Source organism: Halorhodospira sp. 9621 (assembly GCF_022228055.1).
Lineage (GTDB): Bacteria > Pseudomonadota > Gammaproteobacteria > Nitrococcales > Halorhodospiraceae > Halorhodospira > Halorhodospira halophila_A.
This window is the reverse complement of the sequence record NZ_JAJNRD010000004.1, coordinates 126,762-152,356: the sequence shown is the minus strand read 5'-3', so window position 1 is coordinate 152,356 and position 25,595 is coordinate 126,762. Positions and strand designations below refer to the sequence as shown.

Below are 25,595 nucleotides of genomic sequence, written 5' to 3'. Positions count from 1 at the left end.
GCAGTTTCGGCGCCGGGGCGGGGCGGTGTCCAGTCTCAGCGGCCCAGGCGGCGTAGCGCCTTGGCCACCCGCTCGATGAGGGTGCGCCGCTGTAGCCGAGCGACGGCGGCGGGCATCTGCGCCGGATCCTTACCCCAGCCGTAGCGCGCCCAGGCGTTCCAGTCCTGCTGCGCCGCCCAGCGCCACAGCGGCCCGCCGCGGCGATCCGGGTCGCGCAGCAGGGCGGTGCCGAAGTCGATCACCACCGCCTCGTGCTCTGGGGTGAGGATGATGTTGTCGTGGCGCTTGAGATCGGCGTGGGCCACGCCGCGCGCGTGCATGCCGGCGATGGTCCGGCGCAGGCCGACCACCGCGGGGTGTGGGGTGGCAGCATCCGGTGTGCGCACGTAGGGAAAGCGGATCTTCCACCCCGGCTGGTACGCCAGGACCAGCCACGCACCTGCGTACAGGCCGTAGCAGTGGGCGATGCCGGGTACGCCCGCCAGGCGCTGGTAGATGCGGTATTCGCGGCGGATCGCCCAGCGGCTGGCCGCATACGCCAGCCCGGGTCGAGGTGTCTTGATCACCAGCGGCGGGTCGTGGTCCGCGAAGACGTGGACCTGGCTCTGATTGGCCGTGGTGCCCCGGGGGACATCGCCGCCGCTGCGCAGCAGCGCGGCGATGTCGTGGTCGCTGAACGGGGCGGGGCCGTCGGGTGCGGTCTCGGGCATGGCTGCGTGGCTGTCAGCCGAGGCGCAGCCCCATGATGATCAGGCCGATGGTCAGCAGCGTGGCGATGATCGGCTCGCCATTGGGCTGGAGGCTCTGCCGGAACGACCAGCTGGTGACGTTCAGCGGGCGATCCGGGTTGAGATTGGGGATCAGCGCCGAGGTCTTGGCATGCCACGGCTCCCACTGCTCGGGGAATTTCTTGCGCAGCTTGGCGTCTTCCTTCTGGATCGCCGGCGGGTAGTAGAGGATGGCGAAGGCGAGGGCGACCGGAACCAGCCACAGGACCTGGCCAGCCATGAGGAAGCCGCCGATGATCAGAAAGTTGCCCACGTACAGCGGGTGGCGGACCAGGGCGTAGGGGCCGTCCTGGGCCAGTTCCTTGTCCTTGCTCAGGTAGCCGGCCGCCCACAGGCGGAAGAGGATGCCGGCACCGGCGATGATCGCGCCGAGGGTGTACAGCCAGCCTACGGTGGGGGCGCTGACGACGACGATGACGATCAGCAGCAGGATGCCGAGCGCCTGGCGCGCCTTGTGCCGCTCATGGACGACGGAGTTGTAAAGGCTCTTGGGATGGAGGTTCATGCGCTTCTGCCAGCCGGGTGTCGGAAATGGCCGGAAGCGTACCATCGTCGCCGGGTGGCTTCTAGCCGGAACTGCCTGCTGCGGGTTGTTGCTGGGAGCGCCCCGGCGGGCCGGCTTGCAACTTGCCAGCTGCGGACGGAGACTGGGCGGCCATGGATACCGTCTTCATTCGCGGCCTGCAGGTCGAGACCGTTATCGGCATCTTTGAGTGGGAGCGGCGCATCCACCAGCGGGTGCGCATCGACCTAGAGATGTCCGCCGATATCGCCCGGGCTGCAGCGACCGACTCCATCGACGACGCCCTCGACTACAAGGCCATCGGCAAGCGGATCATTGGGTTCGTCGGGGAGAGTGAGTTCCTGCTCGTGGAGACGCTGGCCGAGGAAGTGGCGAAGATCGTTCGCGACGAATTCGGCGTGGCGTGGCTGCGGCTTTCGGTGAGCAAGCCCGGCGCGCTGCGCGGCGCGGACGATGTGGGCGTGACCATCGAGCGAGGCGAGCGGATTTGAGACAGGCGTATCTGAGCATCGGCAGTAACATCGACCGCGACCGCAACATCCGCTCCGCCATGGCGGAGCTGCGCACGCGCTGGCCGGACATGGTGTTCTCCACCGTCTACGAGACCGCAGCGGTGGGTTTCGAGGGCGAGGACTTCTACAATCTGGTGGCGAGCTTCCGGGCCGAGGAGCCGCTGGAGAACGTCCTGGATACCCTGCGCGAGTTGGAGGATGCCCACGGCCGGCATCGGGCCGGCGAGAAGTTCTCCGCGCGGACCCTGGATCTGGATCTGCTGCTGTGGGGGGATGCAGTCCTCGAGGGCGATCCGGTGACCCTGCCCCGGGATGAGATCCTCCGCTTCGATTTTGTCCTCCGCCCCCTGGCCGAGCTGGCCCCCGAGGCCCGGCACCCGGTCAACGGGGAGTGCTTCCGCGATCTCTGGGCCGGTTTCACCGGCCACCCCTCCATCCGTCGTTCCGTGCCCCTGGCCGACTAGTCCCTGCGCCCGGCGCGGGCGTACGGGTTGGGGGCGTCCGGGTCGGGGCGCGTCTTGAAACGGCGGTGCAGCCACAGGTACTGCTCCGGGGCGTCGCGCACCTGAGCCTCGATGACCGAATTGATCCGCGTGGCGTCAGCGACGTCGTCGCCCGTCGGGAACGGCTCCAGCGCCGGCTCCAGGAAGACGTGCCAGCGGTTGCCGGCCAGGCGCCGGCAGTGCAGCGGCACCACCCGGGCGCCGGTGCTCCGCGCCAGGCGCGCGGTCATGGTTAGGGTGCTGGTCTCGACGCCCATGAACGGCGCGAAGACCGAACCCTGGCGGCCGAAGTCCTGGTCCGGGGCGTAGAAGACGACGTTGCCTTCACGCAGCACGCGCAGGATGCGACGCATGTCGGTATTGGGCAGCACATCGACCACGCCGGTGCGGCGCGCGCGCACCATGGCGGCGTTGAAGGCGCGGTCCTTGGCCGGCTTGTAGACCGGGTAGAAATCCGCGACGTGGGCGCCGATGATCTTCCCGCACATCTCTACGCTGGTGTAGTGCGGCCCCAGCAGGATAACCCCGCGACCGTGCTCCCGGGCCGCTTCTAGGTGCTCCAGGCCATCGATGGTGTAGTAGGGCGCCAGGCGGTTGATGGGTGCCCACCAGGCCAGTGCGCCTTCCAGCATGCCGCGGGCCGCCGAGCGGAAGTGTGCTCGCTCCAGGCGGCGCCGGCCGCGTGTGTCCAGCTCCGGGAAGGCCAGGCCCAAGTTGGTGCGCACGATGTGACGCCGGCTCGGCACCACCGCCCACAGCAGCATGCCGAGCCCGTCCCCGAGCCGGCCGATCAGCGGGATGGGCAGCAGCGCCAGCAGGCGCAGCACCCCGAGCCCGAGCCAGGTCGGCCAGTAGACGGGGTGGAAAATGTTGGTCGGCGGTTTTTTCTTCTTGCCCTTGCGGCGCTTTTTCTTCTCGCTCACCGGCGATCCGTGCTCTTTTCGGGTGAATGGGGCGGCTCGGGAGCGTAGTTTGGGCCGCTGGCGGCCGGCTCGCAAGCTGCCCCCGTAGCCATGAAAAAACCCCCGCCGGGCGAGGCCCGACGGGGGTTCGGTTGCGGCGTCAGGGCGCCGGGAACCGGACGGCTTACATCATGCCGCCCATGCCCCCCATGCCGCCCATGCCACCCATGTCGCCGCCACCGCCTTCGTCGTCCTTCTTCGGCAGGTCGGCGACCATGGCCTCGGTGGTCAGCATCAGCGCGGCCACGGAGGCAGCGTTCTGCAGGGCCGAGCGGGTGACCTTGGTCGGGTCGAGGACACCGGCCTGCACCAGGTCCACGTACTCGCCGGTGGCGACGTTGTAGCCCTGGTTGCCGCTGCCCTCCTTGACCTTGTTGACGATCACGGAGGCGTCCTCGCCGGCGTTGGTCACCAGCTGGCGCAGCGGCTCCTCCATGGCACGGCGGACCAGCGCGACGCCCTGGGTCTGCTCCTCGTTGGCGCCGCTCAGGCCCTCGAGGGCGGCCAGGGCGCGGATCAGGGCCGTGCCACCACCGGGGACGATGCCCTCTTCCACCGCAGCGCGGGTGGCGTGCAGGGCGTCCTCGACGCGGGCCTTCTTCTCCTTCATCTCGACCTCGGTGGCCGCGCCGACCTTGATCACGGCAACGCCACCGACCAGCTTGGCCACGCGCTCCTGGAGCTTCTCCTTGTCGTAGTCGGAGGTGGACTCCTCCATCTGCGCACGGATCTGCTCGACGCGGGCCATGATGTCGTCGTGACGGCCGGCGCCGCCGACGATGGTGGTCTCCTCCTTGGAGATCTGCACCTTCTTGGCGGTGCCCAGGTCGTCGACCGTGGCGTTCTCCAGGGTCATGCCGACCTCGTCGGAGATGACCGTGCCGCCGGTGAGGATGGCGATGTCCTGGAGCATGGCCTTGCGGCGGTCACCGAAGCCGGGCGCCTTGACCGCGGCGACCTTGACGATGCCGCGCAGGTTGTTGACCACCAGCGTGGCCAGGGCCTCGCCCTCAACCTCCTCGGCGATGATCAGCAGCGGCCGGTTCTGCTTGGCCACGCCCTCGAGCAGCGGCAGCAGATCGCGGATGTTGGAGATCTTCTTGTCGTGGAGGAGGATCGCCGCGTCCTCGAGCTCCGCCTTCATCGTCTGCTGATCGGTGACGAAGTAGGGGGAGAGGTAGCCGCGGTCGAACTGCATGCCCTCGACGACATCCAGCTCGTTCTCCAGGCCGGAGCCCTCCTCGACGGTGATCACGCCTTCCTTGCCGACCTTGCCCATGGCATCGGCGATGATCCGGCCCACGGCCTCGTCGGAGTTCGCGGAGATGGTGCCGACCTGGGCGATGGAGTTGTCGTCCTCGCAGGGCTTGGACAGCTCGTTGGCCAGGTAGTTGGAGGCCGTCTCGGTGGCCTTCTCGATGCCCTTCTTGAGCTCCATCGGGCTCATGCCCGCGGCCAGGGACTTCATGCCCTCGCGCAGGATGGCCTGGGCCAGGACGGTCGCGGTGGTGGTGCCGTCACCGGCGACGTCCGAGGTCTGCGAGGAGACCTCCTTGAGCATCTGCGCGCCCATGTTCTCGAAGTGGTCTTCGAGCTCGATCTCCTTGGCGACGGAGACGCCGTCCTTGGTGACGGTGGGGGCGCCGAAGCTCTTCTCGAGGACGGCGTTACGGCCGCGCGGGCCGAGGGTGACCTTGACGGCGTTGGCCAGCTGGTTGACGCCGCTCATCATGCGCTGGCGCGCATCATCGGAGAAACGGATTTCCTTCGCAGCCATGGTTGGCTCCTCTGCTCGATTCGGTGTTCGGGTCTCGGGTGTCTGGCTCGCTGCGCGTTGGAAGTCGGCGCTGCGTCAGCCCTCGAAGACGGCCATGATGTCGTCCTCGCGCATCACCAGGTAATCCTGGCCGTCGATCTTGACCTCGGTGCCGGCGTACTTGCCGAACAGGACCTGGTCGCCGACGTTCACCTCGACGGGGCGACGCTCGCCGTTGTCGAGCATCTTGCCGTTGCCGACAGCGATGACCTTGCCCTTCATCGGCTTCTCGGCCGCGGTGTCCGGGATGACGATGCCGCCCGGGGAAGTGCGCTCTTCTTCAAGGCGCTGGATGACCACTCGGTCGTGCAGGGGACGGATGCTCATCGGTCCTCTCTCCCTCTCTCTTTGGTCGTGGACTCTGGGATCTGGTTCGCCGCGCTTCCCGCGGCCTGCTAGCTGTTAGCACTCGGTAACCGTGAGTGCTAATCATATCGTTCGGTTCTTCTCCGTCAAGGGCTTCCGACACCTGCTTCGGGTGACGTTCCCTGCCGGTACCCGGTGGATGAGGACGCCGATGGTAGAATTCAACCCCTGTTCAACGACCGAGGAGGTGCAGCCATGTCGAGTCGAGAACTGGTCGTCCTGTGCACCTGCCCCGATGAGGAGACCGCCCGCCGGCTCGCCGGCGAGGTGGTGGAGGCGCGGCTGGCCGCCTGCGTCAACATCGTCCCGGGGGTGACCTCCGTCTTCTACTGGGAGGGAGAGGCGCAGGCGGAGACCGAGTGCCTGTTGGTGATCAAGACATCGGATTTTGCCTACACCCGATTGGAGGGGATGCTTGTGGAGCGGCATCCGTATGAACTTCCAGAGGTCATCGCGGTCGGCATCGAAAAGGGCCTGGCAGGCTTCCTGGACTGGATACGCGATGAAACCCGGTAGGAGGGTGTAAGCCGATGAAGGGCAGGATGCGTTACGACCGAGGCGGTCTGATCGCGGCGCTGTGGCTGGCGCTGGGTCTGCTGATTGCGGCCGCCCCGGCACAGGGAATGGTGGATCAGCAGGAGATCTTCCCGTTCACCGTCGAACAGGTGGGCGAGGATCGCCTGGTCGCACGCTGGGACGTGGCTGAGGACCACTACCTCTACCGCCACGCCTTCGACTTCGAGTTGCGCGACGGTGATAACGAGATCGTCGAGGTCGCGTACCCGAGCGGCGAGTCGTTCTCCGACGAGTTCTTCGGCGATGTGGTCATCTACCGGGGCACGCTGCAGGTGCACCTGGAGACCGCGGAGCCGATCGGCGAGGGGGCGCAGCTCTACGCCGAGTTCCAGGGTTGCAACGAGCCCGATTCCCTCTGCTACCCGCCAAGCAGCCTGGAGGCCGACCTCGGCTCCGGTGCCGTGCAGTACAGTGATGGCTCCGGCGGCCCCGCCGGCGGGGCCGGCAGTGGTCAGGGGCCCATGGGGGACCTGCAGGCGCTGCTCGGCGGCGGCAACCTCTGGGCCATCCTCGGGGGATTCTTCGTCGCCGGGCTGCTGCTCGCCTTCACCGCCTGCATCTACCCGATGATCCCGATCCTCTCGGGGCTGATCGTCGGCAGTCAGCCCGGCGGAGGCCGGCCCGGTACCGGGCGCGCGCTTTGGTTGTCCTTCGTCTACGTCCAAGGCATGGCGATTACCTACGCGCTGGCCGGCGCCCTGGCCGGGCTCTCCGGGCGCGCCATCCAGGCCGACCTGCAGGGGCCGGTGGTGACGGTGGCCTTCAGTGCCTTGTTCGTCGCCCTGGCGCTGGCCATGTTCGGGCTTTACAACCTGCAGATGCCGGCCTCGGTCCAGGGCCGGCTGCAGGCCGCTTCCAGCCGGTTGCCGGGCGGGCAGACGGCCGGAGTGGCGGCCATGGGTGTGCTCTCCACGCTGATTGTCGGCGCGTGCTCAGGGCCGGCACTGGTAGCCGCGCTGGCGTTCATCGGCAACACCGGCGAGGTGGTCCTCGGTGCCGGGGCGCTCTATGTCATGGCGCTGGGTATGGGGGCACCGCTGCTGGCCGTGGGCACGGCCGCGGGGCGCTGGATGCCGCGCTCCGGGCCGTGGATGGAGTCGGTCAAGCAGGTCTTCGGCTTCATCTTCCTGGGGGTGGCCTGGTGGATGTCCGCCCGTCTGATGCCGGACTGGCTGGTGCTGGCCGGCTGGGCGGCGCTGCTGCTGGCCGCCGCCGCGTGGCTCGTCTGGCGCCTGCTGCGCAGCCGTGGTGGGGGCGGTTCGCTGCCCATCCGGGCGGCGGGGGCCACGCTGGCCGTTCTGCTGGCGGTGGCCGGCGGGGCGCAGGTCCTGGGGGCGGCTACCGGTGCCGGCGATCCGCTGCGGCCCTGGGTCGGGATCACCGGCGATCCGTACGCCCAGGCCCGGGCTCGCGTGCTGGAGGAGTGGCACCACGTCGAGACCCTCGACGAACTCGAGGCGCTGCTCGCCGAGGCCCGCGAGGATGGCCGGCCGGTGGTCATCGACTTCTCGGCCGAGTGGTGCGTCTACTGTGTCCAGCTCGAGGAACGCACGCTCCCGGATGAGCGGGTGCAGGAGGCCCTTGAGGGCGCCGAGAAGGTGCGCATCGACGTCACCGACATGAGCGACGCGGACCGCGAGCTGATGGAGGCGTACGGCGTCTATCTGCCTCCGGCCATCCTCTTCTATGACGGCGAGGGCGAGGAGCGCTCGGAGCATCGGGTGGCCGGCTTCAAGGATGCCGAGGCGTTCGCTGAGCGCACCCGCGAAGCCTTCGGCGGCTGATCGGCCGGCCCGCGGCTCCTTTGGAATCCGCGCCGGCCGGCAGGGTTCAGCGCCGGTCGGCGCGGGCAATACGTCGCAGCCATCCCCGGGGAAACGGCGGCGAATGTGTTGCGATCGCCGTAAAACTGGACAATCTTTCGGCGCTCAGTCAGAATCGCGGACGGTGCGAGTCGGGTGAGCGCGTCAGATGCCTAAGCTGCTGTTAATCCACGGGCCCAATCTGAATCGGCTGGGAACCCGCGAGCCGGAACGCTACGGACGGCTGACGCTTCAGGACATCGAAACCCGCTTGCGGTCCATCTGCGATGCGGCCGATGTACAGCTGCACAGCGCCCAGTCCAATCACGAGGGCGAGCTCATCGATCGAATCCACGCCGCGGCGGACGAGGGCGTCGAGTTCATCGTCATCAATCCCGCGGCCCTCACGCACACCAGCGTCGGTCTGCGCGACGCGCTGCTCGCCGTCGCGCTGCCGTTCATCGAGGTGCACTTGAGCAACGTCCACGCCCGCGAGGCGTTCCGGCAACACTCTTTTCTGTCCGACATCGCCGAGGGGGTGGTCACCGGCCTCGGCGCGGACGGCTATGAATTTGCGGTCCGTGCAGCCATCCGGCGCATGGGCGGGCAGGCCTGAATACAGGGTTTCGTCGATCTATGGATATTCGCAAGATCAAACGTCTTATCGAGCTGCTCGACGAGTCCGGCGTCCACGAGATTGAGATCGCCGAGGGCGAGGAGTCGGTCCGGATCACGCGCAACGCGCCCAACCCGCCGCCGCAGCCGCAGCCGGCGTATGCTGCGCCGGCACCGGCGCCCGCCGCGGCCCCGCCGGCGGCTGCAGCCGCGGCGCCGGCCGGCGCCGCCGAGCCCGAGGAGGCCGGCGACGATGAGCCGGAGGGCGAGCCGATCCGCTCGCCGATGGTCGGTACCTTCTACCGGGCTCCGTCGCCGACGGCCAAGCCGTTCGTCGAGGAGGGGCAGCGGGTCAAGGCCGGCGACACGTTGTGCATCGTCGAGGCAATGAAGATGCTCAACCAGATCGAGGCCGACCGCGACGGGGTGATTACCGCCGTTCTGGTCGAGAACGGTCAGCCCGTCGAGTACGACCAGCCGCTGTTCCTGATCTCCGACTGAGTGAGCACCATGCAGAAGATCCTCATCGCCAACCGCGGCGAGATCGCGCTGCGCATCCTGCGCGCCTGCCGTGAGCTGGGCATCCGCAGTGTCGCCGTGCACTCGGCGGCTGATCGCGAGCTCAAGCACGTGCGCCTGGCCGACGAGTCGGTCTGCATCGGGCCGAACAACGTCCGCGACAGCTACCTCAACATCCCGGCGATCATCGCCGCCGCCGAGGTGACCGACTCCACCGCCATCCACCCCGGCTACGGCTTCCTCTCGGAGAATGCCGACTTTGCTGAGCGGGTGGAGCAGTCGGGTTTCGTCTTCATCGGCCCGCGCGCCGAGAGCATCCGCACCATGGGTGACAAGGTCTCGGCGATCCGCGCCATGAAGGAGGCCGGCGTACCGTGTGTGCCCGGCTCCAACGGTCCGGTGCCCGAGGACGATCCCGACGAGACGCTGCGTATCGCCTCGGAGATCGGCTATCCGATCATGATCAAGGCGGCCTCCGGCGGTGGCGGCCGCGGCATGCGCGTGGTGCGCAGTGAGGCGGCGCTGCTCAATGCCGTGTCGCTGACGCGCGGCGAGGCCGAGAACGCCTTCGGCGACGGCACCGTCTACATGGAGAAGTACCTGGAGAAGCCGCGCCATATCGAGGTGCAGGTGCTCGCAGACCACCACGGCAACGCCATCCATCTGGGCGAGCGCGACTGCTCCATGCAGCGGCGTCACCAGAAGGTGGTCGAGGAGGCGCCGGCGCCGGGGATCACCGAAAAGCAGCGCCAGGATATCGGCGAGCGCTGCGCCGAGGCGTGTCGGCAGATGGGCTACCGCGGCGCGGGCACCTTCGAGTTCCTCTACGAGAACGGCGAGTTCTACTTCATCGAGATGAACACCCGGATCCAGGTCGAGCACCCGGTCACCGAGATGGTCACCGGCTGCGATCTGGTCGCCGAGCAGATCCGCATCGCCTCGGGCGAGCCGCTGAGCTGGCGCCAGGAGGACATCCAGGTGCGCGGCCACGCCGTGGAGTGCCGGATCAACGCCGAGGATCCGAAGACCCTGATGCCGTGCCCGGGCACCATCGACCACTTCCACGCCCCGGGTGGCCCCGGGGTGCGTGTGGACTCCCACGTCTACACCGGCTACGCCGTGCCGCCGTACTTCGACTCCATGATCGGCAAGCTGATCACCCATGGTCCGAGCCGGGACAGCGCGCTGGCCCGCATGCGCACGGCGCTATCCGAGATCGTGGTCAGCGGCATCGGCACCAATATCTCGCTGCAGCAGGAGATCATCGGGGATGCCGCGTTCCGCGCCGGCGGGACCGACATCCACTATCTGGAGAAGAAGCTCGCCCTCGATTAAGGCTTGCACCACGGTGCGGCGACGCCCTGTAATGGGCGCAGGCGGGCAGACCCCAGCGGGGAGACGAGCATGATCAAGCGGATCGCGGCGGTGGCGGCCCTGGCACTTTGGGCGACAGCCCCGATGGCGCGGGAGCTGGACATCAATCTTCACGACGACGCCGCGGAGGTCGGGTTCTACTTCCCGCCCACCGAGGAGATGTACGTCGAGGATGCCGATCTGGGCGGCAGCCTGTTCTTCAACGACGACGGGGATGTCGCCCTCAGCGGCATCGTCCACGTCACCGGGCCGCCGGCCGAGGGGTTCAGCCCGCTTCAGTTCGGGGCCGGGGCCAAGGGTTACATCATCTACGCCGACGAGCCCGAACGCACCGTCGGCGCCTTGGCTCTGGGCGGTTCCGCGCGATTGAGCATACCGGCCCAAGTGCCCCAGGCGCTGGTCATCCGCGGCCATGTGGCGCCGAACATCACCGCCTTTGGCCGCGCCAAGCGGGTCTTCGAGGGGAATATACGTTACAAGCTGGACTTCACCCCTCGGGCCAGCGCCTATCTGGGTTTCCGCTACCTTCGCCTGCACATGTCGAGCGCCAGCAACCAGACCCTGGACAACAACCTCCACCTCGGCGTGCGGGTTCGGTTCTAGCTCAGCTGAGCAGCAGGCGCAGGGCCACGAACAGCAGCAGGATCGCGAACAGTCGCCGCAGCCGCCTTGCCGGGACCCGGTGGGCCAGCCGCGCCGCCAGAGACGAGGCGAGCAGGCTGGCCGTGACGATCCCGGCGAATGCCGGCCAGTAGATGTAGCCGGTGGCTCCCGGGGGTAGCTGCGGCTCACCCCAGCCGACGACCAGGTAGCCCAGGGCCCCGGTCAGCCCCAGCGGGAGCGCGGTGGCCGATGAGGTGCCCACCGCCCGGTGCATGGCCAGGCCGCGCCAGACCAGATACGGGACGGTCACCGTGCCGCCGCTGACCCCGACCATGGCCGACAGGGTGCCGATGCCGCCCCCGACTCCGGCGAGCACGCCGTCCCCCCCGCCACCACCGCGCCGCGGTGGCTGCCAGCCGGAGAGCATGTAGAGCGAGACCAGCAGTAGGAAGGTTCCGAACAGTCGCTGCAGTGCGACACCGTCCAGGTAGCCAGCCAGCCCCGTGCCCAGCACCGCCCCGGCAACCATGCCGGCCCCCAGGCGCAGCAACAGCGGCATGTCCACGGCCCCCAGCCGGTAGTGGCCGCGTGCCGAGCCCAGCGAGGTGACCACCACCGTAGCCAGCGAGGTGCCGATGGCCAGGTGGGTGGCGACCGCCGGGGCGACCCCGAGTACCGGGAAGACCAGCAGCAGGACGGGGACCACCACGATCCCGCCGCCGACCCCGAACAGCCCGGCGGTCGCACCGGCCAGGCAGCCGGCACCGAGGTAGATCAGCAATTCGAGCACCGGCCGAGTGTCGGCGGGATCAGCCCGCGGTGCAAGGGGTGGCCCGGCGTCGTTGAAAAGTTGCGCATAAAAGGCCACGGTATCGCACCGTAGCGATCGTTATTCGGTTCTTCAGGAGACCGTTCATGGACGCGAAGACCGTCTGTATCGTCGGCGGGACCGGTTTCGTCGGGATGCATGTGGCCAACCGGCTCGCCGGGCGGGGGTACGCGATACGGGCGCTGACCCGCCGCTACTACCGTGGCCGCGACCTGCTGCCCTTCCCCGGGCTGCGACTGATCGAGGCCGACGTCCACGACGAGCGGCAGCTGGTGCGCCACTTCAGCGGTTGCCACGCCGTGATCAACCTGGCCGGTGCCCACACCGGCCGCAATGGCCCGCGCGAGGGTGCCTATCGCGAGGTCCACGTCGACCTGGCCCGGCGGGTGCTTTCCGCCGCTCGCCGGGCCAGCGTGCCACGCTACCTGCACATGAGCGCCGTCGGCGCGCACCCGGACGCCAACAGCCTGTTCCTGCGCACCAAGGGCGAAGGCGAGCAGCTGGTGCGGGCGGCGGATCCGGAGCAGATCGGTGCCACGGTGCTGCGACCGTCGGTGATCTTCGGCAGTGGCGATCGGTTCCTGAATCGCTTCGCCGGGCTCCTGCGCTTCGCCCCCGGGGTCTTCTTCCTGCCCACGCCGGACGCCCGCTTCCAGCCGGTCTTCGCCGGCGACGTGGGCCAGGCAGTGATCAACGCCATGGAGAATCCGCGTACGGCCGGGCGTGCCTACGAGCTCTGCGGACCGCAGATCTATACCCTGCGCGAGCTGGTGGAGTACGTCGCCGAGCTGCGCGGCCTGCGCCGCCGGGTGGTCGGCCTGAACGACAGCCTGTCCCAGGCCAGTGCCCGAGTGCTCGGCTGGATGCCCGGCAGACCGTATACCCTGGATCAGTACCGGCTCAGCGCCACCCCGAGCTGCTGCGCCGAGGACGGCCTGGCGGCACTGGGCATCCAGGCGAACGCGCTCGAGGCCATCGCACCAAACTACCTGGGCACGGCCGGGCGGCAGGCGCAGTATCAGCAAGCCCGGCGCGAGGCCGGTCGCTAGCCCGTGCAACGGTATCGTGTCGGCGGCGCGGTCCGCGATCGCCTCCTGGGGCGGTCGGTGGACGAGGTGGACTGGGTGGTGGTCGGAGCCACGCCCGAGGCCATGGAGGCGGCCGGCTATCGCCCGGTGGGCCGGGAGTTCCCGGTCTTCCTCCACCCGCAGACCGGCGAGGAGCACGCCCTGGCGCGCACCGAGCGCAAGACGGCGGTGGGATACCACGGGTTCGCCTTCCACGCGGCGCCGGATGTCACCCTGGAGCAGGACCTGGCCCGGCGCGATCTGACCATCAACGCCATGGCCGAGGATGCCGAGGGCAACCTCATCGACCCGTTCGGCGGCCGGGCCGACCTCGAGGCCCGTCGGCTGCGCCATGTCACCGAAGCCTTTGCCGAGGACCCGGTGCGCATCCTGCGCCTGGCGCGTTTCGCGGCGCGTTTCGCCGATGCGGGTTTCGTCGTCGCCGAGGACACTATGGCCTTGTGCCAGCGCATGGTCGATGCTGGCGAGGTCGACGCCCTGGTCCCGGAGCGGGTGTGGCAGGAGCTGGCTCGGGGCCTGATGGAGCCCGCGCCCAGGCGCATGATCGAGGTCCTGCGTGAGGCCGGCGCCTTGGCCCGCGTGCTGCCCGAAGTGGATGCCCTGTTCGGTGTGCCGCAGCCGCCTGCGTACCACCCCGAGGGTGATGCCGGCACCCACACCCTCAAGGCCCTAGACGCCGCGGCGGGCAACGGTGCGCCGCTGGAGGCGCGCTTTGCCGTGCTGCTCCACGATGTGGGCAAGGCGCTCACGCCGGCCGAGGAGCTCCCCCATCACCCGGGCCACGAGGCCGCCGGAGTCGAGCCGGCGCGGGAGGCCAGCGAGCGTCTGAAGGCGCCGCGGGCGTGCCGGGACCTGGCCATCCTGGTCACACGTTGGCACATGCGCGCCCACCGCGCGCCGGAGCTGCGCCCCGGGGCGCTGGTGGAACTCTTCGAGGCCCTGGACCTGTTCCGGCGCCCGGAGCGCCTGGAGCCGTTCCTCCAGGCCTGCCTGGCGGACTACCGCGGCCGTGCCGGCAACGAGGTGGCCGACTGGCCCGCCGGGGCCTTCCTTCGCGACGCCTTCGAGGCGTGCCGCGGGGTGTCGGCGCGCGTCTTCGTCGAGCAGGGCCTGCGTGGGCCGGAGGTGGGCGAAGCGGTGCGCGAGGCGCGCTGCCGGGCGATGGCACAGGTCCCGCGCCCGGAGCGCGGCGGGACGGCCGCCGGCACGCCGCCGGCGGATCCGGATTAGAGCGTGGCGCGTCGGTCGGCCAGGGTGAAGCCGCTCAACGGGCCATGGTAGCCGCGCCCCAGGGCCATCACCTTGAACCGCTCCCCCATGTCGCCGGGGTGGGTGATGCGCTGGACCTCGTTGCTGACGGCCACCTGGCCGGCCGCATCGGCGCCGTCGATGGCCGACTCGGCGACCTGGGCAAGGCCGGCGCCCATGAGAAACGGCCCCTGCGGTGCATAGCCGAGGATCTCCAACCCGCAGTCGAGGGCCGCGTCGGCCACCGCCGTGAAGTCGACGAAGGCGGTGATGTCCTGCAGCCCGGGGTGAAAAAACGGATCGTCGTGGGCCCGGTGGCGGAAGTGGCAGAGCAGGGTGCCGCGGTGGCGCTCGGCCAGATAGTACTCGCGGCGGGGGTAGCCGTAGTCGAGCCACAGCATCACGCCGTGCGGCAGCGCCTCGGACAGCCCGCGGAGGAAGGGCTGGAGGCGGGTGCAGACCTCAGAGACGTAGCCCTCGGGCAGGGGCGCGTCCAGGCGTGCCTCGATGGCGGCGACGGCCCGCTGCAGCTCGGTGTCGGCGGGCTGTTCGCTCCACGCAAAGCCGTCGCCGTCGGGCTGCACGCCGAGCTCGCGGATCCCGTCGCCGCGCTTGACGAAGCGGCGCACCGGCAGGGCGTCGAGGACCTCGTTGGCGACCCAGACCGCCCGCGGGCTGTCGGTGGGCAGCGTCTCGAGCCACTCGACGCGCTCGAGCAGGTGGGGGACGAGGTCGGCGAGGGTCTGCTCCTGCTCCTGGCGCAGGGCGGCGCTCACCTCGAGCATGCGCCAGCGCCGCGGCAGACGGCCGAGGTGCTCGAGTTCGGCCAGCGCAGCGGCCGCCAGGCGTCCGGTGCCCGGGCCGAGCTCGATGACGTCGCCGCCACCCAGGTGGTCGAGGATTTCCGCGGCCTGCCGGGCCAGGGTGCGGGAGAACAGCGCGCTGAGTTCCGGGGCGGTGGCGAAGTCGCCCCCGGCACCGAAACGGGCCGCGCCGGCGCGATAGTAGCCGAGGCCGGGCTCGTACAGGGCCCGGTCCATGAAGGCCTCGAAGGTCAGCGCACCGCCGGCCTCGTCCATGGCCGTACGCAGGCGCTGGCTCAGGCGGTGGCTGATCGCCAGGGCGGCCGGGTCGAGGTCCAGGGCGGGGTTGTCTCGGGTCATGCCCGAGAGTTTCAGGGGCAACGCGCCGCGTGGCAAGGCGTATCGTCCGTGCCGCGTTTCCGGTATACGGTGGAGGGCGGCAGCGCCGCCCGGAGCTGATTGAAACTTGCAACGCGCCACTGATCGACAGAGACTTGCGCCATGCTGGATGTCATCCTTGTAATCATCGGTTATCTCATCGGTTCCATCTCCTCGGCGATCGTGGTCTGCCGGGTGATGAATCTCGGCGACCCGCGCCAGGGCGGCTCCGGCAACCCCGGGGCGACCAACGTGTTGCGCCTGGCCGGCAAGGTGCCGGCGGGCATTACCCTGGTTGGCGACTGGCTCAAGGGGACGCTCCCGGTGCTGCTGGCCTGGCTGGCCACCGAGGATCCGGTGGTGGCCAGCGCCGCGGGTCTGGCGGCCTTCTTTGGCCACCTGTTCCCGGTCTACTTCCGGTTCCAGGGGGGCAAGGGTGTGGCCACGGGCCTGGGGGTGATCCTGGCCTGGTCTCCGCTGGCCCTGCTGGCCACTGCGGTGACCTGGCTGGCCGTGGCCGGCGCCTTCCGCTACTCCTCGCTGGCCGCCGTGGTGGCCTTCGCCATGGCGCCGATCTACATGCTCTGGCTCTCGGGCTCGCCGGTGCTCACCGCGGCGACGGCCATCCTCACGGTGGCCATCGTCTGGCGCCACCGCGAGAACATCGTCCGGCTCGCCGCCGGTGAGGAGAGCCGCATCGGCTCCTCGGGCTCATGAGCGAGCGTGCGGCCGGCAGCAGCCCGTTCCGGATCGGGCACGCGGCTGCCGTCCTGCGCCGCGGTGGGGTGGTGGCCTATCCCACCGAGGCGGTCTGGGGGCTGGGGTGCGATCCGCGGCGCGACGACGCCGTGGCGCGCCTGCTGGCGCTGAAGGGTCGTCCCGAGCGTCAGGGCCTGATCCTGATCGCCGCCGAGCCGGAGCAGCTCGGCGGCTTCCTGGCACCGCTGCCGGAGGAGCGGGCCGAGGAGATCCGCGCCAGCTGGCCGGGGCCGATGACCTGGGTGCTGCCGGCCTCGCCCCGGGCGCCGAGGTGGGTCAGTGGTGGACGCGACACGGTGGCCGTGCGGGTGACCGCGCATCCGGTGGCCGCGGCCCTGTGCCGGGCCTTCGGCGGTGCGCTGGTCTCCACCAGCGCCAACCCCTCGGCCGGGCGGCCCGCTCGGAGCGCACCGCAGGTGCGGCGTTACTTCGGCACGCGGATCGATGCCCTGGTGCCTGGTCGGCTGGGCGGGCTGGGGCGCCCCACCCCCATCCGGGACGGGCGCAGCGGGGCGTACCTGAGACGCTGAGCCGCCGTTTTCTGAATCCGTCCGGATCGGAGTCTCCCCTGTGCGCGTACTAGGTATCGAGAGTTCCTGTGACGAAACCGCCGCGGCGGTCTACTGCCGCCGCGAGGGTCTGCTGGCGCACGCCGTGCACAGCCAGGTGGTCGACCATGCCGCTTATGGCGGGGTTGTGCCGGAGCTGGCCTCACGGGATCACGTGCGCAAGTTGCCCGGGTTGGTCAACGGGGTGCTGCGTGACGCCGGCCTGACGCCGGCGGAGCTCGACGGCGTCGCCTGGACCCGCGGCCCCGGCCTGCCCGGGGCGTTGATGGTCGGGGCCGCCTTCGCGCGGACTCTGGCCTGGGCCCGCGGCCTGCCCGCCGTCGGCGTCCACCACATGGAGGGGCATCTGCTGGCTCCGCTGCTCGAGCCGGATCCGCCGGCGATGCCGCTGGTGGCCCTGTTGGTCTCCGGGGGGCATACCATGCTGGTGCAGGTGGCGGACTTTGGCCGCTACCGCGTCCTTGGGGAGTCGGTGGATGACGCCGCCGGCGAGGCGTTCGACAAGACCGCCCGGCTGCTGCAGCTGCCGTATCCCGGTGGTCCGTCCATCGCCCGCCTGGCCGCGGAAGGGACTCCGGGCGCGGTGCGCCTGCCGCGGCCGATGACCGACCGGCCGGGGCTCGATTTCAGCTTCAGCGGGCTGAAGACCGCCGTCCTGCATGCCGTCGAGGCTGCCGGGGACGACTCCCAAGGGCGGGCGGACATCGCCCACGGATTCCAGGAGGCGGTGGTGGATACCCTGGTGATCAAGTGCCGGCGTGCGCTCGAGCAGACCGGCGCGGGCCGGCTGGTGGTCTCGGGCGGGGTGGGGGCCAACGCCCGGCTGCGCGAGCGGCTCGACGAGGCCGGGCGCGCGAGCGGATTCACCGCCCACTACCCGCGCTTGGAGCTGTGTACCGACAACGCCGCGATGATCGCCTACACCGGCTTGCGTCGCCTGGAGGCCGGCCACCGCGACGATCTCGACTTCAGCGTGCGCCCACGCTGGCCGCTGGCCGAACTCAGGTAGTCGCCTTGCTGCGCCCGCGCCCGCCCTTGGAGGTGCCGCCGCGGCGCCCCTTGCGGGCCGGTGCCTTGGCGATCAGCTCCTGGCACTCCTCGTGGGTGAGCGAGTCCGGCTCCCGGTCCTTGGGCACCTTGGCGTTCTTCTCGCCGTTGGTGATGTACGGTCCGTAGCGCCCGCGCAGGATCTGAATCCCGTCGCCGAAGTCGTGGATGATCCGGTTGGCGTCGGCCTGTTTCTTCTCCCGGACCAGCTCGTGGGCCCGCTCCTTGGTAATGGTGTACGGGTCCTCGTCCTTGGGGATGGAGACGAACTTCTTGCCGTAGCGCACGTAGGGGCCGAAGCGGCCGATGCTGACCTGTACGTCTTCGCCCTCCTCGGTCTCGCCCATATCCCGCGGCAGCTTGAACAGCTGCAGGGCCTCATCGAGGGTGATCGTGTCGATGCTCTGACCGGGGCGCAGGCCGGCGAAGCGCGGCTTCTCGTCGTCGTCCCGGGAGCCGAGCTGGGCGAACGGCCCGTAGCGGCCGATGCGTACCGTCACCGGCTTGCCGGTCTTCGGGTCGGTGCCGAGTTCGCGGGCCTGGACGGCCTCCTGGCGCGAGACGTTCTTCTTCTCCTCGACCCGCTCGCGGAAGGGCTCCCAGAACGCCTCGAGGACCGGCACCCAGTCCTGCTCGCCGCGGGAGATGGCGTCCAGGTCGTCCTCGAGCCGGGCGGTGAAGTCGTAGTCGACATAACGGTCAAAGTGCTCGGTGAGGAACTTGTTAACCGTGCGCCCGATGTCGGTGGGGATGAAGCGCTTGCCGTCCATCTCCACGTAGTTGCGGTTCTGCAGCGTGGAGATGATCGAGGCGTAGGTGGACGGCCGGCCGATGCCGTACTCCTCCAGGGCGCGCACCAGGCTAGCCTCGGTGTAGCGCGGCGGCGGCTCAGTGAAGTGCTGCTCGGCGCGGATGGCGTGTAGCTCCACCTGCTCGCCTTCCTCGAGCTCCGGGAGGAACTTCTCGCCGGAGTCGTCCTTGCCGTCGTCACTGCCTTCGCGGTAGACGACCATGAAGCCCGGATCGGCCACCGTGGAGCCGGTGGCCCGCAGCAGGTGGCGGGCGTCGGCGTCCGCGGCCAGGTCGACGGCCACCGTGTGGATGGTGGCGTGCTTCATCTGCGAGGCGACCGCCCGCTTCCAGATGAGGTCGTAGAGCTTGCGCTGCTCGTCGTTGAGGTAGGCACGCACATCGTCCGGGTGGCGTGCCGCCGACGTGGGCCGGATGGCCTCGTGGGCCTCCTGGGCATTCTTCGAGCGGGTCTTGTAGACCTGCGCCTTGTCCGGGAGCCTGTCGGCCCCGTAGCGATCCGTGATCGCCTGGCGCATCTCGGTGATCGCCTCGCCGGAGAGGTTCACGGAGTCGGTCCGCATGTAGGTGATCAGGCCGACGGCGCTGCCCTCGCCGACGTCGATGCCCTCGTAGAGCTGCTGGGCGATGCGCATGGTCCGGCTGGCGGTGAAGCCGAGCTTGCGCGATGCCTCCTGCTGCAGGGTCGAAGTGATGAACGGTGCTGCCGGATTGCGGCGGCGCTGCTTGCGCTCCACCGAGGCGACCCGCAGCGTCCCGATGACCTCGGTGTCGCCATCGCCGACGGGGCCCAGCCGGGACGGGTCCGCCTGGGCCCGGGCCGCCTCGCGCAGCGTGCGGTCCACTTCCTGCGCGTGGGCCTCGTCGGTGATGGTGAACTGGCGGACCTTCTCGCCGTGGAGTTGCGAGAGCTTGGCCACGAAGGGCTGCTGCGCCTTGGCCGCATCCGCCTCGACGCTCCAGTACTCCTGGGGCTCGAACTGCTCGATCTCGGTCTCACGCTCGCAGATCATGCGCAGCGCGGGGCTTTGCACACGCCCGGCGGAGAGGCCGCTGGTGATCTTGCGCCAGAGCAGCGGCGAGAGGTTGAACCCGACCAGGTAGTCCAGGGCGCGGCGGGCCTGCTGGGCGTTGACCAGCTCCTCGGAGATGTCCCGCGGGTGGTCCATGGCCTCCTGGATGGCGCCCTTGGTGATCTCGTGAAAGACCACCCGGTAGACCGGCTTGCCGTCCAGGATCCCCTTGTCGCGGAGCAGCTCCACCAGGTGCCAGGAGATGGCCTCGCCCTCGCGGTCCGGGTCGGTGGCCAGGTAGAGGGCATCGGCTTTCCGGGCCGCCTTGGCGATGGCATCGACGTGTTTCTGGTTCTTGTCGATGGGCGCGTACTTCATGGCGAAGCCGCTGGACGGATCCACCGCCCCCTCCTTGGGGACGAGGTCACGGACGTGGCCGTAGGAGGCCATGACCTCGTAATCGGAACCCAGGTATTTGTTGATCGTGCGCGCCTTGGCAGGCGACTCGACGATGACGAGGCTTTTACCCATGCAGAGCCGTTCGTGTATGTAGAGGAGGGCGGTCGGGTGGCGACCGAAGGGCGGTGCCGGGCCGTGGAACCGGCCGCCGCGCCGGGGCGCGGCGGCCACCCGTCGTCAGTGGACGAGGTGCGTCGGGACGTCGAACATCAGGTTCTCCATCCAGTTGTACGCCTCTTCCTCGCCGGGGCGATTGAACAGGACCATGAGGATGACCCATTTGACCGTATCGAGATCCACCTCGTGGTCATCCAGCGCCAGGATCCGGTCGAGCACCAGCTCGCGACTTTCCGCGGTGAGAATGCCGACCTGCTCCAGGTAGAGAATGAACCCGCGCGTCTCGGTGTCCAGGCGCGCCAGCTCGGGGTCGCCGAACAACCGGATCGACGACTTGCCCGACGGGGCGGCCGGCAGTACGCGGGAGTCGGCCAGGGCGTCGAGCCACTCGAACGCCTTGCGGATCTCCATCGCGCTGAAGCCGGCCTCGTGGAGCTCGCTCTCGAGCGAGTCCCGATCGCCGGGTTCCTCGTCGTTGTAGAGGTAGTTCTCGAACAGGTACATCAGGACTTCGAAAACGTTCTGCTTCATCTTCAGCCCTCTGGCCCGCGCCGCTGATACCGGCCCCCGGGTATCGCAGTCACCAGGCCTTTCAGCTCCATGGTTAGCAGAATGGATGAAAGCCTATCGAGCGTCAATCCAGACCGCTGCTGGAGGGTGTCGAGGGTGAGCGGATCGTGGCCGAGGGCCGCGAGGATGCGCGCCTCGTCCGGATCCGCGGCTGGACTGGTCGAATCCGAGGGGGCGTTCACGGGGGCGCTGCCGACCGTGCCCGGGAGTTCTTCCAGGATATCGTCCACCGATTCTACCAGCTTGGCACCCTCCCGCAGAAGCGCATGGCACCCGCGGGCCAACGGGTCGTGGATGGATCCGGGTACGGCGAAGACCTCGCGGCCCTGTTCGGCGGCGAGCCGGGCGGTGATCAGCGAGCCGCTGTGGCGGCCGGCCTGAACGACCACCACCCCCAGCGACAGGCCGCTGACGATGCGGTTGCGCCGCGGGAAGTGGGCCGCCAGCGGTCCGCAGCCGGGGGGCAGCTCGCCGAGGACGGCGCCGGAGGCGAGGATCCTGGCGTGGAGGCGGCGGTGGCGGGCCGGATAGATCCGGTCCGGGCCGGTGCCGACGACCGCCAGCGTGGTGCCGCCAGCCTCCAGGGCACCGCGGTGGGCAGCGGCATCGATGCCTGTGGCCAGGCCACTGGTGGTGGCGACCCCGGCTCGTGCCAGGCCTGCGGCCAGGTCGTGGGCCAGGTCGCGCCCGGCGGCGGTGGCGTGGCGGCTGCCGACGATGGCCACCTGAGGGTGGTGCAGGGTCGCCGGGTCGCCGGCGACGAACAGTAGCGGTGGCGGGTCGGGGATCTCGGCCAGCTGCCCCGGGTAGCCCGGCCGCGCCAGGCGCAGTAGGTGGCGCGCCCCCGGGCCGTCCAGCCAGCGGGCATCGGCCCGGGCGGCGGCCCAGTCCGGGGCGAGGATACCGGCCTCCGTGGTGGCGTCGAGACCCAGACTGCGCAGGGCGCTGCGCCCGGCCCGGAAGACCGCCTCCGGCCCGCCGAAGGCCGCCATCAGCCGGGACCAGGTGCGCGGGCCCACGCCGGGAACCCGCGCCAGGGCGAGGGCGTGGTAGGTGTCGTCGTCCATGTCGTTGCTCACCGTCCTTGGCAAGGGACCGATACGTTGCCCGGCGGCGGCGGGCGGGCGCAAGGGCGGGGTTGCTGCGGAAGCGGTTCTCAGATGCGCCGTAGAAGCATTCCAGGTTGTGGCTGCCCTCCGTGCGCCGGTGCGTTACAATCGATGCGTCACTCAACAATAGGCGCAGCATCGCTCATGGCCCTCCTCGATATACTTGTTTACCCTGACCCCCGCCTCCGCGAGCGGGCCGAGCCCGTCGCGGAGGTCGATGACGCCGTCCGCCGTCTGGCAGACGACATGCTTGAAACCATGTACGAGGCTCGCGGCATCGGGCTGGCCGCCACGCAGGTGGGGGACCGCCGGCGGGTGGTGGTGATCGACGTCTCCGAGGAGCGCGACGAGCCGCGGGTGCTGGTCAATCCGGAAATCCTCGAGGCCACCGGTGAGGCCAGTGGCGAGGAGGGGTGCCTGTCCATTCCGGGCTACTACGACGACGTTGCGCGGGCAACGCGGGTGCGTTACCGGGCGCTGGAGCGCGATGGCCGGGTGGTCGAGGACGAGGCTGAGGGCACCCTGGCCGTCTGCCTGCAGCACGAGATCGACCACCTCGAAGGTCGGCTGTTCATCGATTACCTCTCCGAGCTCAAGCGCAAGCGGGTGCGCAAGCGTATGGAGAAGCGTGAGCGGTTCAGCGCGGCGGGCTGATGGCGGCACGGATCATCTTTGCGGGAACGCCGGAGTTCGCGGTGCCCGGCCTCGATGCTCTGGTCGAGGCCGGCGTGCCGCCGGTGGCTGTTTTCACCCAGCCTGATCGCCCCGCCGGTCGGGGACGCCGGCTGACGCCGCCGCCGGTCAAGCGTGCCGCCGACCGGCACGGGCTGACCGTTCACCAGCCCGAGCGCCTCGGCGACGAGGAGGCAGCGCGGATCCGTGAGCTGGCACCCGACCTGATGGTGGTGGTGGCCTACGGCCAGATCCTGCGGCGCAACGTGCTGGATGCACCACGCTGCGGGTGCGTGAATGTCCACGCCTCGCTGCTGCCGCGCTGGCGGGGGGCGGCGCCCATCCAGCGCGCCCTGCTCGCCGGCGACGAGCAGACCGGCGTGACCCTGATGCAGATGGACGAGGGCCTGGATACCGGACCGATGCTCGCCCGCGAGGGGACTCCCATCAGCGCCGACGAGACCGCCGGGTCCCTCCACGATCGACTGGCCCGGATCGGCGCCGACCTGCTGGTCGCGCACCTGGCGGAGATCCTGGCCGGAGCCATCACCCCGGAGCCCCAATCCGAGGAGGGCGCCACCTACGCCGCCAAGCTGACCCAGGCCGAGAGCTGGCTCGACCCCGCCGAGCCGGCGGAACAGCTGGAACGCCGCGTGCGCGCACTGGCGCCGGTGCCCGGGGCGCGGATCCATCTGGGGGGGACGCAGGTGCGGGTGCTGGCGGCGCGGGCTTGCCCCGGCCGCCCCGACGATCAGGCCGGTACCGTGGCGGCGGCCAGTGGCAGTGGCATCGAGGTCGCCACCGGCGAGGGGCGGCTGTGTATCACGCGGCTTAAGCCAGCCGGTGGCCGTGAGCAGAGCGCTGCCGATTACCTCAACGGGCGCCGCCTGGCGCCGGGAGAGCGCGTTCAGTGAGTACCCCTCCGCGGGTGGCCGCGGTGCACGTCCTCGAGCGGGTGCTGGAGCGCGGCGAGACCCTGGACGAGGCCCTTGAGGGGCAGTTCACCCGCGTCGCCGAGCGCGACCGGCCGCTGCTCCAGGCGCTGGTCTACGGGGCGCTGCGCTGGCTGACCCGGCTGGAGGCCCAGGTGGCCACCCTCACCCCCCGCGATGACTGGCGACGGGATCCGCTGCTGCGCGCTCTGCTGGTGCTTGGTGCGTGGGAGGCCCAGGGGCTTGCCACACCGGCCCACGCGGCGGTCTCGGAGTCCGTCGACGCGGCGCGCAGGCTGCGTCGGGCCCGGGCCGCCGGCATGGTGAATGCCGTACTGCGCAAGCTGCACAAGGCCACTCCGCCCCTGCCGACGGACGAGGCCACGCGGTACGCACTCCCGGGCTGGCTGGCCGAGCACCTGCGTGGCGCCTGGCCGGAGGATTGGCCCGCGGTGGCCGAGGCCGGCAATGCCCACCCGCCGATGACCCTGCGCGTGGACCGCGCCCGTATCCCCCGCCCGGCGTGCCTGGAAGCGCTGGCCGAGCGCGGGGTCGCGGCACAGCCCGGGGCCGTCGCACCCACCGCGGTGATTCTCGACGATCCGGTACCTGTGGCCCGCCTGCCCGGGTTCGCCGAGGGGTGGCTATCGGTGCAGGACGAGGCCGCGCAGCTCGCTGCCCCCCTGCTCGACCCGCAGCCCGGCGATCGCGTGCTCGACGCCTGTGCCGCCCCCGGCGGCAAGACGGTGCACCTGCTCGAACACGCCCCGGCGGCGACGGTGACCGCACTCGACCGCTCGGTGCGCCGGCTGCGGCAGGTGCGCGACAACCTCGCCCGCGCCGGCCACGAGGCCCACTGCGTGGCCGCCGACGCCGCCAATCCCGATGCCTGGTGGGACGGCGAGCCGTTTCAGCGCATCCTCCTCGACGCTCCGTGTACGGGCAGCGGCGTGATCCGCCGCCACCCCGATATCAAATGGCTGCGCCGGGCCGACGATCCGGCGCGCATGGCCCCGGCGCAGCGCCAGCTGCTCGACGCCCTTTGGCGGGTCCTGGCGCCGGGCGGGCGGCTGGTCTACGCCACCTGCTCGATCTTTCCCGAAGAGAACGAAGCGGTGGTGGCCGGGTTCCTGGCCGAGCAGCCCGACGCCTCGCGGGGGCCGTTGCCGGCGGTTGGCCGCCGCACCGGCGCCGGGTGCCAGATCCTGCCCGGCGAACAGGGCATGGACGGTTTCTTCTACGCCTGCCTGGAACGGAGCGTGGAATGACGGATGCGATGCCGGCTGACGGCCTGCAGCGTGTGCACGATTGGCTGGTGACCTGGCAGGGGCGGGTCTGCAGAGCCATCGAGAGCTGGGACGGACGCGGTGCCTTCCACGCCGACCGCTGGCAGCGCCCCGGAGGCGGTGGCGGCGAGAGCCGCGTGCTCAAGGGCGGGCGGGTGATCGAGCAGGGTGGGGTGAATTTCTCCCACGTCCGGGGCGATGCGCTGCCCGATACGGCCACCGAGCGACGCGCTGATCTGGCCGGCCAGCCCTACGAGGCGGTGGGTGTATCGCTGGTGCTGCACCCGTGGAACCCGTATGTGCCGACCACCCACGCTAACCTGCGCCTGTTCGTCGCCGGCGAGCCGGGTTGCGGCGCCCAGTGGTGGTTCGGCGGCGGCTTCGATCTGACCCCGTACTACCCCTTAGACGACGACTGCCGCCACTTCCACCGCCAGGCCCGGGCGGCCTGCGAGCCGTTCGGCGAAACCGTCTATCCGACGTTCAAGCGCTGGTGCGACGAGTACTTCCGGCTGCCCCACCGCGATGAGCAGCGCGGCATCGGCGGGCTGTTCTTCGACGATCTCAACGACTGGGGGTTCGAGGCGAGCTTCCGCTTCGTGCAGGCGGTAGGTGGGGCGTTCCTGGACGCCTACGGTCCCATCGTCGAGTCCCGCCGCGACCATCCCTACGGTGAGCGCGAGCGGGAGTTCCAGCTCTACCGGCGGGGCCGGTACGTGGAGTTCAACCTCCTGCAGGATCGCGGGACCCGGTTCGGGATCCAGTCGGAGGGGCGGACCGAATCGATCCTGATGTCGCTGCCGCCCCGGGTGCGCTGGGAGTACGGCTTTGAGCCAGAACCCGGGAGCCCGGAGGCCCGTCTGACGGAGGCGTATCTGGTCCCCCGCGACTGGGCGTGAACGCCCTGCGCCCCCGGGCGGGGCGCAGGGCGTCCGGTTCGGGCGCGC

Annotated in this window: 27 protein-coding genes; 17 read left to right on the top strand and 10 right to left on the bottom strand. The window is 70.0% G+C overall.

Annotation, left to right across the window (positions count from 1 at the left end; all coding sequences use genetic code 11):
- Positions 1-35: 35 nt before the first annotated feature.
- Together LRF89_RS03860 and LRF89_RS03855 are read right to left on the bottom strand one after the other, a co-directional pair.
- Positions 36-710 carry a hypothetical protein gene (locus LRF89_RS03860; RefSeq protein WP_238636624.1) on the bottom strand — a complete coding sequence of 225 codons (675 nt, stop codon included), beginning with the start codon at positions 708-710 and terminating at the stop codon, positions 36-38.
- Positions 711-723: 13 nt separating this feature from the next.
- Positions 724-1,293 (bottom strand): methyltransferase family protein, encoded by a 570-nt coding sequence (locus tag LRF89_RS03855; RefSeq protein WP_238635020.1) that lies wholly within the window; start codon positions 1,291-1,293, stop codon positions 724-726.
- A 152-nt stretch (positions 1,294-1,445) separates the two neighbouring features.
- Between LRF89_RS03855 and folB the strand changes: the two genes are divergently transcribed.
- Positions 1,446-1,802 carry a dihydroneopterin aldolase gene (gene folB, locus LRF89_RS03850; RefSeq protein ID WP_201173425.1) on the top strand — a complete coding sequence of 119 codons (357 nt, stop codon included), beginning with the start codon at positions 1,446-1,448 and terminating at the stop codon, positions 1,800-1,802.
- The gene (gene folK / locus LRF89_RS03845) at positions 1,799-2,287 is read left to right on the top strand and encodes a 2-amino-4-hydroxy-6-hydroxymethyldihydropteridine diphosphokinase (RefSeq protein ID WP_201173417.1); all 489 of its coding nucleotides are present in this window, start codon (positions 1,799-1,801) and stop codon (positions 2,285-2,287) included. Before folB ends, folK begins: the two co-directional genes overlap by 4 nt.
- Here the strand turns inward: folK and LRF89_RS03840 are convergent.
- From LRF89_RS03840 to groES, 3 genes are all read right to left on the bottom strand, one after another.
- Positions 2,284-3,249 carry a lysophospholipid acyltransferase family protein gene (locus tag LRF89_RS03840; protein ID WP_238636623.1) on the bottom strand — a complete coding sequence of 322 codons (966 nt, stop codon included), beginning with the start codon at positions 3,247-3,249 and terminating at the stop codon, positions 2,284-2,286. The genes folK and LRF89_RS03840 overlap by 4 nt on opposite strands.
- 163 nt (positions 3,250-3,412) lie before the next feature.
- Entirely contained in the window at positions 3,413-5,065 is a 1,653-nt protein-coding gene (groL, locus tag LRF89_RS03835) for a chaperonin GroEL (RefSeq protein ID WP_201173411.1), read from the bottom strand.
- 75 nt (positions 5,066-5,140) lie between these two features.
- The gene (gene groES / locus LRF89_RS03830; RefSeq protein ID WP_201173410.1) at positions 5,141-5,431 is read right to left on the bottom strand and encodes a co-chaperone GroES; all 291 of its coding nucleotides are present in this window, start codon (positions 5,429-5,431) and stop codon (positions 5,141-5,143) included.
- Between the two features lie 234 nt (positions 5,432-5,665).
- Here groES and cutA point away from each other — a divergent pair, with 234 nt between their 5' ends.
- From cutA to LRF89_RS03800, 6 genes are all read left to right on the top strand, one after another.
- Complete coding sequence (cutA, locus tag LRF89_RS03825; protein ID WP_201173409.1) at positions 5,666-5,986, top strand: divalent-cation tolerance protein CutA; 321 nt, start codon at positions 5,666-5,668, stop codon at positions 5,984-5,986.
- Between the two features lie 14 nt (positions 5,987-6,000).
- Positions 6,001-7,830: a protein-disulfide reductase DsbD gene (gene dsbD, locus LRF89_RS03820; protein ID WP_201173408.1), complete on the top strand. Its 1,830-nt coding sequence runs from the start codon at positions 6,001-6,003 to the stop codon at positions 7,828-7,830.
- Positions 7,831-8,017: 187 nt separating this feature from the next.
- The gene (gene aroQ, locus LRF89_RS03815) at positions 8,018-8,464 is read left to right on the top strand and encodes a type II 3-dehydroquinate dehydratase (protein ID WP_201173403.1); all 447 of its coding nucleotides are present in this window, start codon (positions 8,018-8,020) and stop codon (positions 8,462-8,464) included.
- A 20-nt stretch (positions 8,465-8,484) separates the two neighbouring features.
- Positions 8,485-8,964, top strand: coding sequence for an acetyl-CoA carboxylase biotin carboxyl carrier protein (gene accB / locus LRF89_RS03810; protein WP_238636622.1), 480 nt, complete (start codon positions 8,485-8,487; stop codon positions 8,962-8,964).
- 9 nt (positions 8,965-8,973) lie between these two features.
- The gene (accC, locus tag LRF89_RS03805; RefSeq protein WP_201173387.1) at positions 8,974-10,317 is read left to right on the top strand and encodes an acetyl-CoA carboxylase biotin carboxylase subunit; all 1,344 of its coding nucleotides are present in this window, start codon (positions 8,974-8,976) and stop codon (positions 10,315-10,317) included.
- A gap of 69 nt (positions 10,318-10,386) precedes the next feature.
- A complete protein-coding gene (locus LRF89_RS03800; RefSeq protein WP_201173386.1) occupies positions 10,387-10,959 on the top strand; it encodes a YfaZ family outer membrane protein in 573 nt (190 codons plus the stop codon).
- Position 10,960: 1 nt separating this feature from the next.
- Here the strand turns inward: LRF89_RS03800 and LRF89_RS03795 are convergent, their stop codons facing one another.
- A complete protein-coding gene (locus LRF89_RS03795; protein ID WP_201173384.1) occupies positions 10,961-11,827 on the bottom strand; it encodes a TSUP family transporter in 867 nt (288 codons plus the stop codon).
- Between the two features lie 47 nt (positions 11,828-11,874).
- On the opposite strand from LRF89_RS03795, the gene LRF89_RS03790 reads away from it, so the two are divergent.
- Positions 11,875-12,837 carry a complex I NDUFA9 subunit family protein gene (locus tag LRF89_RS03790; protein WP_238636621.1) on the top strand — a complete coding sequence of 321 codons (963 nt, stop codon included), beginning with the start codon at positions 11,875-11,877 and terminating at the stop codon, positions 12,835-12,837.
- Between the two features lie 3 nt (positions 12,838-12,840).
- Positions 12,841-14,106, top strand: coding sequence for a multifunctional CCA addition/repair protein (locus tag LRF89_RS03785; protein WP_238636620.1), 1,266 nt, complete (start codon positions 12,841-12,843; stop codon positions 14,104-14,106).
- On the opposite strand, the gene LRF89_RS03780 is transcribed toward LRF89_RS03785, so the two are convergent.
- Complete coding sequence (locus tag LRF89_RS03780; RefSeq protein WP_238636619.1) at positions 14,103-15,287, bottom strand: class I SAM-dependent methyltransferase; 1,185 nt, start codon at positions 15,285-15,287, stop codon at positions 14,103-14,105. The genes LRF89_RS03785 and LRF89_RS03780 overlap by 4 nt on opposite strands.
- A gap of 141 nt (positions 15,288-15,428) precedes the next feature.
- On the opposite strand from LRF89_RS03780, the gene plsY reads away from it, so the two are divergent.
- From plsY to tsaD, 3 genes are read left to right on the top strand one after another with little or no spacing between them, the layout of a single operon-like run.
- Positions 15,429-16,022: a glycerol-3-phosphate 1-O-acyltransferase PlsY gene (gene plsY / locus LRF89_RS03775; RefSeq protein WP_201173356.1), complete on the top strand. Its 594-nt coding sequence runs from the start codon at positions 15,429-15,431 to the stop codon at positions 16,020-16,022.
- Positions 16,019-16,594 (top strand): L-threonylcarbamoyladenylate synthase, encoded by a 576-nt coding sequence (locus LRF89_RS03770; protein WP_201173347.1) that lies wholly within the window; start codon positions 16,019-16,021, stop codon positions 16,592-16,594. Before plsY ends, LRF89_RS03770 begins: the two co-directional genes overlap by 4 nt.
- 40 nt (positions 16,595-16,634) lie before the next feature.
- Positions 16,635-17,642: a tRNA (adenosine(37)-N6)-threonylcarbamoyltransferase complex transferase subunit TsaD gene (tsaD, locus tag LRF89_RS03765; RefSeq protein WP_238636618.1), complete on the top strand. Its 1,008-nt coding sequence runs from the start codon at positions 16,635-16,637 to the stop codon at positions 17,640-17,642.
- Here the strand turns inward: tsaD and LRF89_RS03760 are convergent.
- The 3 genes from LRF89_RS03760 to dprA form a co-directional block, all read right to left on the bottom strand.
- Positions 17,635-20,034 (bottom strand): DNA topoisomerase I, encoded by a 2,400-nt coding sequence (locus tag LRF89_RS03760; protein WP_201173338.1) that lies wholly within the window; start codon positions 20,032-20,034, stop codon positions 17,635-17,637. The genes tsaD and LRF89_RS03760 overlap by 8 nt on opposite strands.
- A 105-nt stretch (positions 20,035-20,139) precedes the next feature.
- Positions 20,140-20,610 (bottom strand): DUF494 family protein, encoded by a 471-nt coding sequence (locus tag LRF89_RS03755; protein WP_238636617.1) that lies wholly within the window; start codon positions 20,608-20,610, stop codon positions 20,140-20,142.
- A gap of 2 nt (positions 20,611-20,612) precedes the next feature.
- On the bottom strand, positions 20,613-21,716 hold the full coding sequence (gene dprA, locus LRF89_RS03750) for a DNA-processing protein DprA (RefSeq protein ID WP_201173400.1): 1,104 nt from the start codon (positions 21,714-21,716) through the stop codon (positions 20,613-20,615).
- 186 nt (positions 21,717-21,902) lie between these two features.
- On the opposite strand from dprA, the gene def reads away from it, so the two are divergent.
- Genes def through hemF form a run of 4 tightly spaced genes read left to right on the top strand, consistent with a single transcriptional unit; the run spans position 21,903 to position 25,547 of the window.
- Positions 21,903-22,412: a peptide deformylase gene (def, locus tag LRF89_RS03745; RefSeq protein WP_201173335.1), complete on the top strand. Its 510-nt coding sequence runs from the start codon at positions 21,903-21,905 to the stop codon at positions 22,410-22,412.
- The gene (gene fmt, locus LRF89_RS03740) at positions 22,412-23,344 is read left to right on the top strand and encodes a methionyl-tRNA formyltransferase (RefSeq protein ID WP_238636616.1); all 933 of its coding nucleotides are present in this window, start codon (positions 22,412-22,414) and stop codon (positions 23,342-23,344) included. Before def ends, fmt begins: the two co-directional genes overlap by 1 nt.
- Entirely contained in the window at positions 23,341-24,630 is a 1,290-nt protein-coding gene (gene rsmB, locus LRF89_RS03735; RefSeq protein WP_238636615.1) for a 16S rRNA (cytosine(967)-C(5))-methyltransferase RsmB, read from the top strand. The genes fmt and rsmB overlap by 4 nt, the downstream gene beginning before the upstream one ends.
- Complete coding sequence (gene hemF, locus LRF89_RS03730) at positions 24,627-25,547, top strand: oxygen-dependent coproporphyrinogen oxidase (RefSeq protein ID WP_238636614.1); 921 nt, start codon at positions 24,627-24,629, stop codon at positions 25,545-25,547. Before rsmB ends, hemF begins: the two co-directional genes overlap by 4 nt.
- Positions 25,548-25,595 lie beyond the last annotated feature (48 nt).

Excerpts from the sequence above, each read along its gene's own strand:
- LRF89_RS03860 (WP_238636624.1), bottom strand. The coding sequence starts at position 710 with ATGCCCGAGACCGCACCCGACGGCCCCGCCCCGTTCAGCGACCACGAC.
- LRF89_RS03855 (WP_238635020.1), bottom strand. The coding sequence starts at position 1,293 with ATGAACCTCCATCCCAAGAGCCTTTACAACTCCGTCGTCCATGAGCGG.
- folB (WP_201173425.1), top strand. The coding sequence starts at position 1,446 with ATGGATACCGTCTTCATTCGCGGCCTGCAGGTCGAGACCGTTATCGGC.
- groL (WP_201173411.1), bottom strand. The coding sequence starts at position 5,065 with ATGGCTGCGAAGGAAATCCGTTTCTCCGATGATGCGCGCCAGCGCATG.
- groES (WP_201173410.1), bottom strand. The coding sequence starts at position 5,431 with ATGAGCATCCGTCCCCTGCACGACCGAGTGGTCATCCAGCGCCTTGAA.
- cutA (WP_201173409.1), top strand. The coding sequence starts at position 5,666 with ATGTCGAGTCGAGAACTGGTCGTCCTGTGCACCTGCCCCGATGAGGAG.
- dsbD (WP_201173408.1), top strand. The coding sequence starts at position 6,001 with ATGAAGGGCAGGATGCGTTACGACCGAGGCGGTCTGATCGCGGCGCTG.
- aroQ (WP_201173403.1), top strand. The coding sequence starts at position 8,018 with ATGCCTAAGCTGCTGTTAATCCACGGGCCCAATCTGAATCGGCTGGGA.
- accB (WP_238636622.1), top strand. The coding sequence starts at position 8,485 with ATGGATATTCGCAAGATCAAACGTCTTATCGAGCTGCTCGACGAGTCC.
- accC (WP_201173387.1), top strand. The coding sequence starts at position 8,974 with ATGCAGAAGATCCTCATCGCCAACCGCGGCGAGATCGCGCTGCGCATC.
- LRF89_RS03800 (WP_201173386.1), top strand. The coding sequence starts at position 10,387 with ATGATCAAGCGGATCGCGGCGGTGGCGGCCCTGGCACTTTGGGCGACA.
- LRF89_RS03790 (WP_238636621.1), top strand. The coding sequence starts at position 11,875 with ATGGACGCGAAGACCGTCTGTATCGTCGGCGGGACCGGTTTCGTCGGG.
- LRF89_RS03780 (WP_238636619.1), bottom strand. The coding sequence starts at position 15,287 with ATGACCCGAGACAACCCCGCCCTGGACCTCGACCCGGCCGCCCTGGCG.
- plsY (WP_201173356.1), top strand. The coding sequence starts at position 15,429 with ATGCTGGATGTCATCCTTGTAATCATCGGTTATCTCATCGGTTCCATC.
- LRF89_RS03770 (WP_201173347.1), top strand. The coding sequence starts at position 16,019 with ATGAGCGAGCGTGCGGCCGGCAGCAGCCCGTTCCGGATCGGGCACGCG.
- LRF89_RS03760 (WP_201173338.1), bottom strand. The coding sequence starts at position 20,034 with ATGGGTAAAAGCCTCGTCATCGTCGAGTCGCCTGCCAAGGCGCGCACG.
- LRF89_RS03755 (WP_238636617.1), bottom strand. The coding sequence starts at position 20,610 with ATGAAGCAGAACGTTTTCGAAGTCCTGATGTACCTGTTCGAGAACTAC.
- dprA (WP_201173400.1), bottom strand. The coding sequence starts at position 21,716 with ATGGACGACGACACCTACCACGCCCTCGCCCTGGCGCGGGTTCCCGGC.
- def (WP_201173335.1), top strand. The coding sequence starts at position 21,903 with ATGGCCCTCCTCGATATACTTGTTTACCCTGACCCCCGCCTCCGCGAG.
- fmt (WP_238636616.1), top strand. The coding sequence starts at position 22,412 with ATGGCGGCACGGATCATCTTTGCGGGAACGCCGGAGTTCGCGGTGCCC.
- hemF (WP_238636614.1), top strand. The coding sequence starts at position 24,627 with ATGACGGATGCGATGCCGGCTGACGGCCTGCAGCGTGTGCACGATTGG.